The organism is Candidatus Omnitrophota bacterium, from assembly GCA_040755155.1.
GTDB lineage: Bacteria > Hinthialibacterota > Hinthialibacteria > Hinthialibacterales > Hinthialibacteraceae > JBFMBP01.
On record JBFMBP010000144.1, the window covers coordinates 77,305 to 91,940 of the forward strand.

The 14,636-nt window shown below is 51.6% G+C and carries 13 protein-coding genes; 5 read left to right on the forward strand and 8 right to left on the reverse strand.

Going from position 1 to position 14,636, the window contains the following annotated elements; all coding sequences use genetic code 11:
• Window positions 1–81 precede the first annotated feature (81 nt).
• On the forward strand, window positions 82–633 hold the full coding sequence (locus AB1656_22295) for a rod-binding protein (GenBank protein MEW6238129.1): 552 nt from the start codon (window positions 82–84) through the stop codon (window positions 631–633).
• Window positions 634–646: 13 nt separating this feature from the next.
• Window positions 647–1,138, forward strand: coding sequence for a flagellar protein FlgN (locus AB1656_22300; GenBank protein MEW6238130.1), 492 nt, complete (start codon window positions 647–649; stop codon window positions 1,136–1,138).
• 254 nt (window positions 1,139–1,392) lie between these two features.
• Here the strand turns inward: AB1656_22300 and AB1656_22305 are convergent, their stop codons facing one another.
• The 6 genes from AB1656_22305 to acs all read right to left on the reverse strand — a co-directional run bounded on the left by AB1656_22305 (window position 1,393) and on the right by acs (window position 10,060).
• On the reverse strand, window positions 1,393–1,881 hold the full coding sequence (locus AB1656_22305; GenBank protein ID MEW6238131.1) for a MauE/DoxX family redox-associated membrane protein: 489 nt from the start codon (window positions 1,879–1,881) through the stop codon (window positions 1,393–1,395).
• A 41-nt stretch (window positions 1,882–1,922) separates the two neighbouring features.
• Window positions 1,923–2,393, reverse strand: coding sequence for a rhodanese-like domain-containing protein (locus AB1656_22310; GenBank protein MEW6238132.1), 471 nt, complete (start codon window positions 2,391–2,393; stop codon window positions 1,923–1,925).
• A gap of 167 nt (window positions 2,394–2,560) precedes the next feature.
• Window positions 2,561–3,568 carry a DUF1573 domain-containing protein gene (locus AB1656_22315; protein ID MEW6238133.1) on the reverse strand — a complete coding sequence of 336 codons (1,008 nt, stop codon included), beginning with the start codon at window positions 3,566–3,568 and terminating at the stop codon, window positions 2,561–2,563.
• A 292-nt stretch (window positions 3,569–3,860) separates the two neighbouring features.
• Window positions 3,861–5,687 (reverse strand): 6-hydroxymethylpterin diphosphokinase MptE-like protein, encoded by a 1,827-nt coding sequence (locus tag AB1656_22320; protein MEW6238134.1) that lies wholly within the window; start codon window positions 5,685–5,687, stop codon window positions 3,861–3,863.
• Window positions 5,688–6,089: 402 nt separating this feature from the next.
• A complete protein-coding gene (locus AB1656_22325) occupies window positions 6,090–7,760 on the reverse strand; it encodes a hypothetical protein (protein ID MEW6238135.1) in 1,671 nt (556 codons plus the stop codon).
• A gap of 347 nt (window positions 7,761–8,107) precedes the next feature.
• On the reverse strand, window positions 8,108–10,060 hold the full coding sequence (acs, locus tag AB1656_22330) for an acetate--CoA ligase (protein ID MEW6238136.1): 1,953 nt from the start codon (window positions 10,058–10,060) through the stop codon (window positions 8,108–8,110).
• A 349-nt stretch (window positions 10,061–10,409) separates the two neighbouring features.
• Here acs and AB1656_22335 point away from each other — a divergent pair, with 349 nt between their 5' ends.
• Window positions 10,410–10,856 carry a hypothetical protein gene (locus AB1656_22335; GenBank protein ID MEW6238137.1) on the forward strand — a complete coding sequence of 149 codons (447 nt, stop codon included), beginning with the start codon at window positions 10,410–10,412 and terminating at the stop codon, window positions 10,854–10,856.
• Window positions 10,853–11,641 (forward strand): DUF1828 domain-containing protein, encoded by a 789-nt coding sequence (locus tag AB1656_22340; GenBank protein MEW6238138.1) that lies wholly within the window; start codon window positions 10,853–10,855, stop codon window positions 11,639–11,641. The genes AB1656_22335 and AB1656_22340 overlap by 4 nt, the downstream gene beginning before the upstream one ends.
• Window positions 11,642–11,650: 9 nt before the next feature.
• Here the strand turns inward: AB1656_22340 and AB1656_22345 are convergent, their stop codons facing one another.
• Together AB1656_22345 and AB1656_22350 are read right to left on the reverse strand one after the other, a co-directional pair.
• Window positions 11,651–12,736, reverse strand: coding sequence for a hybrid sensor histidine kinase/response regulator (locus AB1656_22345; protein ID MEW6238139.1), 1,086 nt, complete (start codon window positions 12,734–12,736; stop codon window positions 11,651–11,653).
• A gap of 294 nt (window positions 12,737–13,030) precedes the next feature.
• Complete coding sequence (locus AB1656_22350; protein MEW6238140.1) at window positions 13,031–13,624, reverse strand: prepilin-type N-terminal cleavage/methylation domain-containing protein; 594 nt, start codon at window positions 13,622–13,624, stop codon at window positions 13,031–13,033.
• Between the two features lie 360 nt (window positions 13,625–13,984).
• Between AB1656_22350 and AB1656_22355 the strand changes: the two genes are divergently transcribed.
• A complete protein-coding gene (locus AB1656_22355) occupies window positions 13,985–14,515 on the forward strand; it encodes a prepilin-type N-terminal cleavage/methylation domain-containing protein (GenBank protein ID MEW6238141.1) in 531 nt (176 codons plus the stop codon).
• Window positions 14,516–14,636: the final 121 nt, after the last annotated feature.

The following is a 14,636-nucleotide window of genomic DNA, read 5'->3' on the forward strand; positions in this document are numbered from 1 at the left end:
TAGGGTGAGGGGCAGGACGGCAGGGCGCCAAGCGTAAGGTTGTTTTTGCCCTTGAGAAAATAGCAGGAAGGACAAATTTAAATGGATCCTCTCGACTCGATGAATCTATCCGCCGCCGCCGCCGATCGTACGGACGGCCAACTGGAATCCTTGCGCATGATGTCGCTTCAGGGCAAGAGCAAGTTGACGGATAAGCGCATGAAGGAGATTGGCGACGAGTTCGAGACCCTGCTCTTCCGGCAACTATTGAAGGAGATGCGCAAAACCATCCCCAAAGACGGAATTTTCGAGCAATCCCACGCCACGGAAATGTATAACGATATCGGCGACGACTTTCTCGCCAAGCAATTGGCCGAAGGCCAGGAATTCGGCATCGATAAGCAGATTTACGACGAGTTGAAAGAAAAGAACGATAAAACCGCCGAACCCGATCAAGCGCCGGACGCCTCCTTCAAATCCCTGAATAAGAAAGGCGAGGGAACGCCGCAATTCATTCCCTTAAACCAAAAGCGCGACCGTTTCTTCCCCATTCATTCTCAACCCAAAATGATGGACCTGAACCGGAAAGAATACGACTTTATGCCCTTAGCTTCGCGTCCCCGGATACCGTCGGATAAGATCAAGAACGAATGAAAGTGAAAAAGCCATGAACCTGCAAGCGCTGATTCAAATCCTCCATAAAGAACAAAGCCTTCACGAAAAAATGCTGTTGGCCAAAACCGACGAACAACGCTGCCTGGCGCTGGGCGCCGCCATTCCTCTGCTCGGCAGCGCCGAGCGCTTGAACGACCTGGCGGAAGAGACGTGGGAACTGGAAAAAAAGCGCATAGCGTTGACCCAAGAGATCGCTCGATCTCTAAACGTAACGGTTGAGAAGCCGACATTGAAGGATATTCTCGACGCGCTGCCGCCAGAGGAACGGGGGGAATTGGAAGAGGCGCGGGCGGCGTTGAAAAAAGTCATTGTCCGGCTGCAGGAAGCGAACCGCATGAACGCCATTTTGTTGCAGCGATCCACGGAAACGTTCAACCGCGAATTCGCCCATCTCCTGCAAAACCGCGAAAGCGGCGTCTACACTCAAACCGGCGTTCGCGCCAAATGCAAAAACGGCCGGGGAAGCCTTAACCTGCGCGCCTAGCGCTTTATTTCATTTGAAATTGTTCCCTCGCCTTTCGGGAGGGTTAGGGTGAGGGGATTAATTCGGCGGGGCGGCAAGTCATCCCAGCCTTGAAAGGCTGGGCTATTATCAAATGCCCCTTTAAAGGGGCAAACGACAATACCCCGCCGTTGAAACGGCGGGGTGTCGGGTGGCAAGGGCAAGGATGTTTCTGCCCTCGAAATATCCCCTGCATTTTTTTTCATCATTCATCATTCATCATTCATCATTCATCATTATTTTCCCACCCGAAACCGAGCGTTCTTATCCATCCATAAAGGAATCACGGCGAGAAGAAGCATGGCGTCGCGCAGCAATACGCCTGTTCCCACAAGCTCCGCGTCCGACGTGCCGAAGCAGCCGCATTGGATATCCAATCCCCGCAGAATGGCGGATTCGATCGCCGCAAGGAAGACCAGCAGCAATAACGTGGTTATGGCGAGAGCGCCGTCGAAGCACAATCCCAAGATCAAGCCAATCCCCGCTAATAATTCCACCGGCGGTAAAATCATCGCAACGATATTGACCAGGGAATCGGGAAGCAGGCGGTAATTGGCGATCGCGCGGGCCATACCGGGCATGTCGAACAACTTGGCTGCCCCCGCATAAATCAGGACTCCCCCCAAAAACAAGCGCAATGCCAAGCAGAAATAGGGATTCGTCAATCCCACGGCGATCTTGCTTGATGGACGAACCATTTCCATTTGCATCTCGTCAATTTCCATATCCGCCCTCTTCCTTCTCCTCCAGCCGCTGATCCCTTTTTTTAGGATGACGATTTCTCGTTGGGAAATTTCTCCTTCTCCCACTCTTGCCATCCGCCGGGAAAGAGTAGGAGTTTTTCAAAGCCGAGATCGGCTAATTGTTGGATGACCTCATGGCTCTGGTCGCATTCCCCTCCCTGGCAATAGACGATGAGAGGAATATCGCGAGGCAGATTGTCGGCGAATTCCTGAAAGGATTTGCGAAATTCGCTGGCGGGAATATTGACGGCGCCGGGCAGATGTCCGGCTTCGAATTCATTGGCGTCGCGGGCGTCGATGAGAATCGCCGAACCGTCTTGAATATGCTGCAAGACGGTTTGGGCGTCCGCGGCCGGCCATTTTTCCTCCATGCTCTTCGGCGGACGGATCCAAGGAATCGGCTGGCTGGAAAGCGCATTGACTGCCGCGCCGATAATCGCGCCGATGGCGATAAGGATAAACGATTGCGCAAACGCCCGGTAAAAACGCCGCATAATCTCCGCCTTATTCATCTATTTCGACGACGCCTTCACAATGAGATGCGTAGGGTGGGCTCAAAGCGAAGCGTAGCCCACCAAGTTTCGTAGAGTGGGCTCAAAGCGAAGCGTAGCCCACCAAGGGAGACAAGTCCCAAAGTCCCAAAGTCTTGTCCATAATTCATCTAATTCGACGACGCTTTCACAATGAGCGAATAAGGAATCGTCGCTACAGGCTCCTCCGGGCAATTGGTTTTGATTTGTATCGTGCCGGATCGATAGCCCGTTGTTTCCGGTGCGGCGACGGTGAGAGAAACCCGCACCCCTCCCTCTTGGGTCTTCCCCATGATTTTACCGGTAACGGCGAGGGTATCCGATGCGATCTCCCCAATCTCCAATTCGCCTTCGCTGCCCGGCTTGTTCAACGATATCGACACTTCGCGCGAGGCCATATCGCCCGCGGCGACGCCGCCGAAGAAAATCCGCGTCGGTACGAACTTGACATAGCCCACGATATTGGCGGTGATATCCGCCTGATAATAGGATTGCATCGGATGATCGGTCTTGAGTTCCAGCGTATCGCTCAAGAGTTGCTTGGTTTTATTCGCCTTGACGGTAACGGCGATGGGAATGCCCTCCGGCGTGGGATCGCCGATTTTCACGGATACCAGATCGGGATGATTCACCTTGAAGCCGACGATGCGAAAGGGTTCATTATCGATGTTTTTCATCGTCAACTGCATACTTTTTTCCGAGTCGAAAGGAACCTCCCCCATAGCGAAATCGGATTGGGGCGAGAAAGACCAAACGTTGCGCACGTTGGCGATCGTATCCAATGTAACGTCGGGATTATTGGGATCGTTGGAAGAGACAATGGACGATTTGGCCATTTTCATCGTCGTAATACCCGCCGTCATGGTAACGGAAACAACGCCGGTGGCGCTTGCTGGGATGGCCGTAGCGGAAATCACGGCGGCGGTGCATCCGCAGGTAGTTCTTACTTTGGAATCGATGATAAGAGGTTCGTTTCCCATGTTGGTAAAAACGAAATGATGAACCAATTTGGAATTGGGCGGCACGGTGCCAAAATCGTAAGAGCGCGCTTTGAATTCGATGCGAGGTTGCGCCAATGCCGGAACCGCGGTAACGGCGGCGCATAACGCAAGCGTCAACAGTATGGGAATATAACGCATAATCATTTTCATCCTTTACCATAAGAATTCATGGCCATATTCCAGCCTCATCAAAATAGTAGCATTCTCCCTCCAAAGAACCAAGCGGATGGAAGGAATGATGAGTGATGAATGATGAATGATGAATGAGATCGTAGGATGGGTCGCGTTGTTTGACCCATCGACGAGGCGGGTGGCAAGGGCAAGGTTTTTTTGCCCTTGAATTTTCGTTCATCGCTCCTTTTTGTCATATCGATAAAAACAAATGGGGCGAGAAACGTACCCCAGCCCGCTTTACTCATCATTCATCATTTCAAAGTATTTCCCGCAGCGTTTCATCCGCCGCCAACACGGCGTTCAGGAGCGAGTGAAAGCGGGATTGGATTCGTCGCCGTTGTCGTTCTTCATCCTCATTGGCGGGACCGAGTTTTAAGAATTCGAAGAGTTGCTTGGGAGCGGCGTATTCGATCAAGTATTCCGCCGCCGGTTCGGCGAAGATTTTTTCCTGGCAATTCGCCAATTGCTTTTGCAGAGAAGGAATATCCATCCCGCCGTTTTTCTCCAGCCATTGCAGCCCTTCGCGCGCCATCTCCGCGCGCTGGGCGACGAGGCGGCGCAACAGTTCCTGAACCGGACGATCTTCAGGAGGTTTCCATGAATCCATGCGGCGGCGAAATTCATCCATCAGCGAGAGAACCGAAACGTCGCTTTCCTGTTCAATGACTTCCGCCAGCGTCATGATTTGCGTGCCCTGAATTTTCGCGCCGCCTTCGGTGGCGTCGATCACGGGCGTTGCAAAGCCGCGAAGGTCCTGCTCGATGGCCCGCAGATAGACGAGCAGGTTATGCACGGTAGGAACGGGGCGCCCGTCGATTCCCTCGACCCAAAAGAGCGTTTCCCGATGCCAACGATCTTCCGGTCCGATGAGGGGCACGTCTACGTGTTCTTCATCGCCATCCAGATAACGCGCCGTGCGGCAGAGCGCCGTCTCGGCGGCGTGAGTGCGGCCGCTCTGCGGATCGAGCGCCAAATCCTGCCCCACGAGAATCAGCGGCGAGCAGCCCCAATAGTGCGCCAGCCAGAATCCCGCCTGAGAGACCATCAGTCCCTTTTTGACGACGCCCTTGCCGCCCATCGTCCGATCCAGCCAGGCGAAGAAGGGATGCTTGTCCGTCATATAGGCTAAGCGAGTGGGAAATTTCGCCACGATTTCGGGACGGGATTCGGGATCGAAGGCGAGGATGGATTCCGGGCCGTATTCCGCGGCGGGGAAATGCTTCTCGTTCAACTCCGTAGGATCGACGGTAACGATGAAATGGGGATGGATGTTTTTCCGCCGCAGCATTTCGTAAGCCGTATCGCAGGCGATCAGCAGAAAACGATCCTGCGCTTCGCTCAGCCGATCGATGTTCTTCGATAAGGAAGGCCCAGCGGCGACGATGATAGCGGGGACGTTGCGAAACAATCCATCCGCTGCCAAGGCGCCGGGAGTTTGCGCTATCGTCTTTATATTCCCCAACAGATTGCGCAGACATAGCGGACCATCGCGGAATTTGGTAATCAATCCGCTTTGGCCGAAGCGCAAGATTTCTTGAATCGCTTTTCTTGCCCAAGCAACCCATTCGGGAAAGGCGCCCGCGCTGGCGGGAACCTCGATCAACAACGGCGGATTGGCCATGAAATCCATCAGTTTGTCGATCAAAATTCGCTTCGTCTCCGGCGGCTCCGCGCCCACGACGAATTGAACGGAGGGATGCTGCAACAAAGGCTGAAGATCGACGCTTTGCATAGCGGCGCGGAAAACGGTCAAGGAGGGTTCGAAGATCAAAAAGTTGCGCACGGCGGGACGCCGCTGCAAAAGCAAAAGCGGCAGATATCCCAAACCGCAACCCATCAAGATAACATTATGCGCCGCGTCCAGCTGAGGAATCTGGGCGAGAAATTCCCGGCTATAAGCGAGAGGATCGCCGGGATGATGCAAAGCAAGCGCCTGATTAGAAGTATGGACAATCAGCGTTGGCTCAGACGCCTGCGTGGTTTGCAGAGAGATTCGCGCATCCTCTTCGCCGCTTTGAATTCGATGAGCCAATTCGAGATTCTTTTGACGCAAGAGATGCAGATTGTTTTCGTAGAGAGTCATATCGCGCCAAAATCATCCTTAAAAATACGACGAGGGAAGAGCGGTATGGATCGAAGAATGGCTCGGCGGGAGCCTCGCCCTCCCTTCTTGTTCAAATGCAAATTATGGGAGAGCGAATCTCCTGATGAGCCGCCATACCAAGGAATGGCTCTCGGCGATGGCAGGAAAAATAACCCTAAAGCCCCGCCGTTGAAACGGCGGGCTATTACCGTTTGCCCCTTTAAAGGGGCATTTGACCATAGCCCAGCCTTTCAAGGCTGGGATTAGAAATTTCGTGCAATTCGATTTATTTCATGTTTTCGCGATTCAAAAACAGCACAGATAAAAAGCCTATCGCCACTCTGGGATGAGTATTCCGACAGGCAGGCAAGATGCCTGCGCTCCCAGGCTGCGTCCTATGTGTTACTCGTACAGACACCAATCCTTCATTGCCGAAGCGCCGGGATCTTTCGCATCGAAAATCTCGCCGTTGCCCCATCGAATCCAATCCACGGTAAATACGCCAGCGCTGGGTCCGGGGAAGCCGAGATCGACTCTCCCGTAGGGACTAGCTTCCGGCCAACCCACCCATCCAGTATTGTGAAAGACCACTTTGGGAGCAGAAAAATCGCGGTTGAGGTATACCTCATAAACGCTTAAAAGCAAATTGGCGTTGGCGTCGTTAGGATCGATAATCAAAGAATCGCGGGCGGCTTCATCGAAACGGCAGACAAAGGTATAGGTTTGGAACTGGGTATTGTCCGCCTCTGCGCTGGGATCCGTGGCTAACGCCCAAGCGCCGAAGCGGGTTTGAGCGAAAGCGGGCTGCCATGTCTCTCCGCCGGGATGGAACGGATCGTTCATCATGCAGGCGATGGTGGCTTTGGGAAATTCGGCGTCCGCGCCAGTCCCTACAGCTTTATCGACGCGCAGCCGCGCTTCCACCGTGTAGGGGACGGTCCAATTCGCATCGTGCACGAGATAGTAATTGCCGCTATCCCGCTGGTCGGCGATGGTTACCGTGCCATCGGCGTTTTGTTTGATATAGGTCTGGACGCCATCTTCGTTGGCGCCGGAATTGGAGCCGTAAGACGTCCAACCTTCCGACTGGTAATTGTCGAATGGAGAGGAATATTGCCATTCGCCTATATCGTTCTTGGCGAAAAATTCGCTTTGCCCAAACGCGATGCCGGTACGGTACACGCCTGCAGCATTATCTCTACCGCCGCGAGCCATGATAAAGCGTCCATCGCCTAAATAAGCGATCGAGGCGGAGTAATTGCGCTGATCGTTCCATGCGCCGCTTGCGCCGACTTTGCCGACTCCCGCAATGGGATTTTCCCATAATTCCCAATCGTAGCCGTTAGCCGATACTAAATATTGGATACTCGTATTGTCGACAAAGGCGAACATGCGACAATCGTTTTGCGCCATTTGAAAAACCTGGGTAGGCTGGGCGGCGAAGAGGGGATCGTTGGCAACATTGACGTACCCCCATTCGACGAAGGAATAACCATCCAACGATGAGGCGTATAAAATGCCCGTCGATCCGCGATAATACATCCAAAAAGGTTCGGCGCGGCCAGGGAAATAAGCGACGGCGTGACCATCGGGATACGTTCCCAAACCGCCTCCCGACAATGCCTGCTGATTGTTTTCAAAAGCGATTCCATTGCGGCTCTCCGCCACTAGAACCTGCCATACGTCTCCGGGATTTCCATAGTAATAAATACGATAAGGATAGTTCCATTCGGGATTGTATAAAACGACGGGACGGCCTTGAGTACTGCTGCCTTCCGTATTCAAACCAGAAACCGCCGCGCCGGGCGCCCATTTGACGCCATCGGAAGAATAAGAGTAGGCGATGCCGTTAATGCTGGCGTAGTCATACCAAATCCTATACTGCGACTCCGCCGGCCAATCCCGGTTATAGAGAATGTACGGCATATAGGCGCGGTCGCCTATACCTGTAAGCGTTACCGGATTCTGTGCGTAATCCGTCCATGTAATATCCCATTTTTCCAGCGCAATCGCTTCTAAAGAAAACAAAACTCCTGCCAAAAGAATCCATGCGAACAATCGTTTCCCCATCATGATGCTTTCCTTTCCGTAAAGATTTCATTGCCGAACAACGTGGCCAAACCGAATAGGTTAATTGTTGCGAATGATCGCATATTTATTTTAGGAAAGCAAGACGAATTCGTAAAATGAGATTTATTTTTGTCTGTATATAGAAATGTGGACTATATCAAGCGGAAAAAGTAGAAGAGCCATCCTGGCTCTTTCATTCCTTATGATGCGGGAACCTCTTTAATTCTTCTTAAGGCGTTTAAAAAAAGCAAGCGTCTCGCTTGCCATATTGATACAGGCGAGACGCCTGTTTTACCCCTATTAGGAAAAATCATTCCCAATAGAATCACTAGGATGATTTACGACGGCTATTACTCTTCGTAAGTCCGCTTTAGACGTTCGACGATGGATGCGTCCGCCAGCGTCGTCGTGTCGCCCAGCGTCTTGCCTTCGGCGATGTCGCGCAATAGGCGCCGCATGATCTTGCCGCTGCGAGTTTTGGGCAAATCCGCGGAGAAGATGACTTTTTCCGGTCTGGCGATGGCGCCGATCTTTTGCGTTACGTGATCCTTGATCGACTGTTCCAACTTGCCGTCCGCGTTGTACCCTTCCTTCAACGTAACGAACGCCGCGATGGCCTGCCCTTTCAGTTCGTGTTGAATCCCGATCGCCGCCGATTCGGCGACGGCCTTATGATCCACCAATGCGCTTTCCACTTCCATCGTGGATATCCGGTGTCCGGCGCTGTTGATTACGTCGTCCACGCGGCCCAGAATCCAGAAATAGCCATCCGCGTCCCGCTTGGCGCCGTCTCCGGCGAAATAGGCATGATCGTACTTGCTCCAATATTGTTGTTTGTAGCGTTCGGGATCGCCGTAGATTCCGCGCAGCATGGACGGCCAGGGCGATTTCAAAACCAAGTATCCGCCGCCCGTCTCTACGCGCTCGCCGGTTTCCGTCAGGATGTCCGCTTCGATTCCCGGAAACGGAATCGTCGCGCTTCCCGGCTTAAGGCGCGTCAAACCCGGCAGCGCCGTTATCATAATGCTGCCGGTTTCGGTCTGCCACCACGTATCGACGATGGGGCATCTCTCGCCGCCGATGGTTTTATGATACCACATCCACGCTTCGGGATTGATCGGCTCTCCCACCGTTCCCAGCAGCCGCAGCGAACTCAGATCGTGTTTGGCGGGCCACTCGTCGCCCCATTTCATGAAAGCGCGGATGGCCGTGGGCGCCGTATAGAAAATCGATGCGCCGTATTTTTCCACGATCTCCCAAAACCGGTCGCGGTCGGGCCAGTCGGGAGCGCCCTCGTACATGATCTGCGTGGCGCCGTTGAGCAGCGGGCCGTAGACGACGTAACTATGTCCCGTCACCCATCCGATATCCGCCGTGCACCAGAAAACGTCGTGCGGCTTGAGATCGAAAACGTATTTCGTCGTGGCGTAACAGCCGGTCAAATAGCCGCCGGTAGTGTGGATGATCCCTTTCGGTTTGCCGGTGGTTCCCGAAGTGTAGAGAATATAAAGCATATCTTCGGCGTCCATCGGCTCCGGTTCGCAATAGGCTTCCGCCTGCTGCATCAAGCGGTGATACCAATGATCGCGCCCTTCTTTGACGTGCAAGGGAAAGTTGCCCCGCATCACGATGATGACATGCTCGATGGAAGGCGTTTCGCGCAGCGCGAAATCCGCGTCGTGCTTGAGGGGAAGCAGGTTGCCCCGCCGGTATCCCCCATCCGCCGTAATCAACACTTTCGCTTGCGCGTCGTTGATGCGATCGCGCAGAGCGTCGGGACTGAATCCGCCGAAGACCACCGAATGCACCGCTCCGATCCGTGCGCAAGCCAGCATTCCGATAACCAGTTCGGGAATCATCGGCATATAAAACGCCACCCGGTCGCCTTTCGCTACGCCCAGTTTCTTGAGGCAATTCGCGAATTTATTGACGTCGCGATACAAATCCCAATAAGTCAGCGTCCGTTGCTCTCCCGGCTCCCCTTCCCAGATAATCGCCGCTTTATTGCGGATGCCGTTATGAATATGCCGGTCGAGGCAGTTATAGCTGGCGTTGATCTTCCCCCCCGCGAACCAGCGGGCTAACGGCGGATTCCATTCCAAAACCGTATGCCACTTTTCGAACCAATCCAATCCTTCCGCCTGCTGCGCCCAAAACGCTTCCCGGTCTTGAGCCGCCGACTCGTAAAGCGAACGATCCGAAGCGTTCGCTTGTTTTTGAAAAGCTGAGGAAGGATCGAAGATTCGATCTTCCCGCAACAAATCCTCTATCCCCATCCTTTGTTTCAACGCCTCGTCACTCATGCCCATACTCCTCCGTCTTCGAAAATAACTTGTCTATAAATTGTATAGAAATTATTTTAGAAACCAAAATTATTTGCAAAATGGATTCCTGTTAAATAATCGGAAGATATGACTTCCCCCAGCGGAAAGCGAATCATTGGACCAGAGCAACGCCTACCTTATTGATGGAAATGAAAAAGAAAATCGCCTCAACGACGCGGAAGATGGATGGGGATGCTCTGCGATGGGTTTTTAATTGAAGAGTTGTTTTATTTCGTATAATATAATGATTAAATGATGACATCGTGATAGTATGAGAAACGTAACTAAAATGGATAATGGCTCTTATAGATATTTGTAAAGAGACTCCATGATGAATCGACATGAATTCGAACTATTGAGAGACTTGCCCGGCAAAGAAATCACTTCGGACATCGTTTTCATTTCCGATAAGTACGCATCGCCTAACTTAATTTTCGAGCCAGTGATCGTTCAAAATCCGTTGGAATGGGAAGTGCTGCTAAATGGAACGTATAAACCTGAAATTCCTTCCGTTACATTCAATTTTGTCGTTAAAGGCGTGGGTCCTATCTGCCGTCTATGCGTCAATAGTAGAATCCATAAAAATTCTGGTCGAACTCATAAACACGATTTGCAGGACGATAACGATCCAAGAAAAAATCTCCCCTATTCCATTCCTCGTCCGGACTTGAATTTGAAGGAATACTCGGTGCGTAAGATATGGGAGATTCTTTGCCAGCAGGCGAACATCCGCCACAGCGGACATTTTATCGATCCAGCAGGAGATCGATTATGAATTACTCATGCGAAGAAATCAGGTCTCTTGTAAGCCGTTTTTCATTGGTTCAAGAATGCGACGCCGTTAAAAATGGAATGTTGCGCATCGCCACTCCATTTCAATACGCCAATGGCTCGCAAATCGATCTTTTTTTAGGAGAAGATAAAACGATGTTTGAAGGTTGGATGCTTACGGATTTGGGACAAACAACCGCCTATCTACTCGACTTGCACGTCAAATCTTGGACTACCAAAAAACGGAAGCAATGGACGTCGGATATTTGCGAGTCATTAGACATACGGCAAAATGCCGGAGCCTTATTCGTTTATATAAAAGAACAAGACATTGACCATCTTCCCTCTTCGATCGTTCGTTTAGCGCAAGCCTGTATTCGAGTATCCGATTTGGCGATGACGCAACAATTTCGCAGCGTCCATCCTTTTCGAGAAGATTTAGAAGAATTTATCGCTAACTTGGATGTTCCCTATGAAACATCGAAGGTTTTCCAGGGTAAATACGACAATCAAGTCGAAGTCGATTTTCACGTAATGGGGAGAAAGACATCCTCGTTAATATTGACGTTATCCACTGCAAACGCTGTAGCGGCGCATGGCCTTTGCAACGAAGTCTTTCGACGATGGTACGATCTATCAACGCTGCGAGAGAAGCACATCTTCATAACGGCTTACGACACGGACAATAATGTTTTTCGCGAAGAGGATATATCTCGCGTGGGAGAATTATCGAGCGTATTGGGATTTCCCGCCGAGTATCAACAATTGGAAGATATATTAGCGGCTTGAGGCGGAACCTCATTCCATCGGCGAGGCGGGGAGGGTGAGGATGAAGGCGGCGCCTTGGCCGGGTTCGTTATCGCAATGGATTTCGCCGCCGTGGGCTTCTACGATTTTTTTGCAGATGGAAAGGCCGAGGCCGGTTCCCTTCTCTCCCTTGGTGGAGAAGAACGGCTGCCAGATGTTTTCCAAAATCTCCGGGGGGACGCCGCCGCCGGAATCCATGACGGCGATGCGAACGCCGTTTCCTTTTTTCTTGGCGGAGAGGCGGATGACGCCGCTTCCCTTCATGGCGTGGGCGGCGTTGCGGATAAGATTGATAAGCACTTGGACGAGTTTTTCGGAGTCGCAACGGATGGGAGGGCAGTCGTCTGCGGCGATTTCCAGCGTCATGTTTTTGACATCGGGATCCAGTTCGACGATGCAGGAGATTTGCTCGAACAATTTGGAAACGTCGGCGGCATGGGTATGGATTAGAACTTGATCCTGCTTGGCGAAATTTTTGATTCCGTCGAGGATATTGACAATGCGTTCCGCGGCATGACAAGTGTTTTTGGCGATGGTATTGACCAATTCATCTTCTGCGTATTTTTCTTGCAGGATTCTAACGCCCATCACCACGCACATCTGATTATTGACCTCATGGGCAATACCCGCCACTACCTGGCCCACGGTGGCCAATTTTTCAAGGTGGATGATGTTCTTGTATAACCTGCGGTTTTCCAAGGTGAGTTCCATCGACTCCAACGCCCGTTGGACGGTCATCAGCAGATCGTACCCCTCCCAAGGTTTGGTGATATAGCCGTATACGCGGCCTTTGTTGATGGCGCCGATCAAATCGTCCGTATCCGTGAAGCCGGTAAGAATGATGCGGGGAACGTCAGGGTAGAGATGGATGGTTTTTTCGAGAAACTCAACACCCGTCATTTGGGGCATGCGCTGGTCGGTAATAATTAAGGATATCGGATTCCGGCGAAGAATCTCCAAGCCTTCCATGCCGCTTTGCGCCGTAAGAACTTTGTATTTCGTCCTTAAGGTGCGGTAAAGCGCGTCCAGGTTATATTTTTCGTCATCCACGCAGAGGATGGCGTGCTTGCGGGACATCGGCGATACTCCATGAAATCCTTTCTGGATCGAAAAAGGTTTCGAGCTTTGAAACTTACCATGATAACGCCGAAAAATATAGGTTAACTCATGTTGTGCGCGAAGACCATTTTTTAAGGAAAATGCCTTTTTAACAATTCAATTCCCAAGATGGGGTAAAGTTGGACAAGGGTTGATTTGGTTGAACTTAAACTCCCTCACCCTAACCCTCTCCCAAAGGGCGAGGGGATGGATATTCATAACATGAGAGATGAATTCCCATATCTCTTGTCATCATCAAAGGGAGATAGGGCGTCATGGCATGGGAAAATCGACTTTGGGGGTTCCGGGGACGTATCGGCGGATGATGCCGATGCTGTAAAGACCGTTGGACGCATCGAAGGGATGCCAATCGCCGGTGCTGGCCCCTTTGTAGGTGGATGTCGGCCCCAATCCGATGAGGACGCCTATCGCCTTGCGCCGAGGGCCGAAGTCGGGGTTGATAGAGGGATCGAAATAGTTAGGCGCCAGGCCGCTCCAATAACGCTTGTCGTAGGGGTCCCAGTGGTGTTGTTGTTTGGTTAAGTTCAAACGGCCGGATACGTCGAATAGAGTTTTCGCTTCAGGCATTTGTTGGAAAGGATCGAATATAAAGCTGGAGAGATAGGCCACCGGCGTGGTGAGCCACCAATTCTGATTCACTTCGTGAGAATGGGGAGGATTGTCGTTGGCGTCGAGCGAATATTGCAAGATCGCCGTTTCCATTGTTTTTTGATCGGCCATGGAACGGGAGATTTTGGCGCGGACTTGCGCGTTGAGAAAATTGGGAACGGCGATGGCGGCCAAAATTCCGATAATAGCGACAACGATCAACAATTCAATGAGCGTGAAACCCGGTTTACGATTCATTTTTTTCTCCTCGCCGTTCCCGCTAGGTAAAAGAGAGTTCTGCGCTTCGATTGAAGTTCGCCGACTATGCCATTCGCGTAAAGATCAAAGGCTGGCTTCGCCACGCCTTTGCCACCCAACCACCCGCCATTTGAAAATCAATACAATCGATTCTCTCATAGAAAAAAGTTTTCGTCAATGATTTTTCAGATTTTGACAGCTGAATTGTTTCTCAAGCCTTACGAACTTTGTTTTTAGAAAAAAAACAATTGACGTCTCGACGGTTATCGTGGGAAAATGACCTATTGCGCCGCCAACGAAACTCGCCCCGTTGGGAAGGGAGAGAACGAGACGGAGTGACGCGAGTTCAAAGGAACTATCATGAAACGAAAAGGTTTTACATTGATCGAACTCTTGATCGTTGTGGCGATCATCGGGGTTTTGGCCGCCATCGCCGTTCCCAATCTGCAGCGCGCCCGTTTGCAAGCGCTGCTGACCCGCATCATCACCGATATGAAAACGCTCGACCAGCAGGTCAGCATCTATCAGCTGGACAATGGACGTCCGCCGATTTCGGATTATATTAAAGGGAAAAACAGCGTTACGGCGCTGTCGACGCCCGTATCCTATATGTCCTCCATTCCCATCGATCCGCATAGGCTGAATCATGCCATCGCCGAGACGAACGGCGTCTTTTACAACTACTGGTACAATGAGGAAGACCCTTCCAAACGCTACAATACAGGGGGATCGGAATGGCATACGCAAGGCTGGCATATTTACTTTCTGTCCGTGGGCATGGATCACGACATCGATTGGGTTACTTACCATCCTACGAACGGATTGGACTCCAATGGCGACATACGTTATTTCACGCCCAAGCGGCTTTCCGATTGGCAGGACTCTTTATAAATGATGAGTGATGAATGATGAGTGATGAAAAAGAATAAAAGGAATGCAGCATTAGCGTCGATGACGCGGCGCTTTGCAAGGCCAAGGATATGGAACGCGACCGTAATGAAATAGGATGCCT

What these genes read in the sequence shown, in the direction of transcription:
- AB1656_22295 (MEW6238129.1), top strand. Translation starts at nt 82, where the DNA reads ATGGATCCTCTCGACTCGATGAATCTATCCGCCGCCGCCGCCGATCGT.
- AB1656_22300 (MEW6238130.1), top strand. Translation starts at nt 647, where the DNA reads ATGAACCTGCAAGCGCTGATTCAAATCCTCCATAAAGAACAAAGCCTT.
- AB1656_22305 (MEW6238131.1), bottom strand. Translation starts at nt 1,881, where the DNA reads ATGGAAATTGACGAGATGCAAATGGAAATGGTTCGTCCATCAAGCAAG.
- AB1656_22310 (MEW6238132.1), bottom strand. Translation starts at nt 2,393, where the DNA reads ATGCGGCGTTTTTACCGGGCGTTTGCGCAATCGTTTATCCTTATCGCC.
- AB1656_22315 (MEW6238133.1), bottom strand. Translation starts at nt 3,568, where the DNA reads ATGCGTTATATTCCCATACTGTTGACGCTTGCGTTATGCGCCGCCGTT.
- AB1656_22320 (MEW6238134.1), bottom strand. Translation starts at nt 5,687, where the DNA reads ATGACTCTCTACGAAAACAATCTGCATCTCTTGCGTCAAAAGAATCTC.
- AB1656_22325 (MEW6238135.1), bottom strand. Translation starts at nt 7,760, where the DNA reads ATGATGGGGAAACGATTGTTCGCATGGATTCTTTTGGCAGGAGTTTTG.
- acs (MEW6238136.1), bottom strand. Translation starts at nt 10,060, where the DNA reads ATGAGTGACGAGGCGTTGAAACAAAGGATGGGGATAGAGGATTTGTTG.
- AB1656_22335 (MEW6238137.1), top strand. Translation starts at nt 10,410, where the DNA reads ATGATGAATCGACATGAATTCGAACTATTGAGAGACTTGCCCGGCAAA.
- AB1656_22340 (MEW6238138.1), top strand. Translation starts at nt 10,853, where the DNA reads ATGAATTACTCATGCGAAGAAATCAGGTCTCTTGTAAGCCGTTTTTCA.
- AB1656_22345 (MEW6238139.1), bottom strand. Translation starts at nt 12,736, where the DNA reads ATGTCCCGCAAGCACGCCATCCTCTGCGTGGATGACGAAAAATATAAC.
- AB1656_22350 (MEW6238140.1), bottom strand. Translation starts at nt 13,624, where the DNA reads ATGAATCGTAAACCGGGTTTCACGCTCATTGAATTGTTGATCGTTGTC.
- AB1656_22355 (MEW6238141.1), top strand. Translation starts at nt 13,985, where the DNA reads ATGAAACGAAAAGGTTTTACATTGATCGAACTCTTGATCGTTGTGGCG.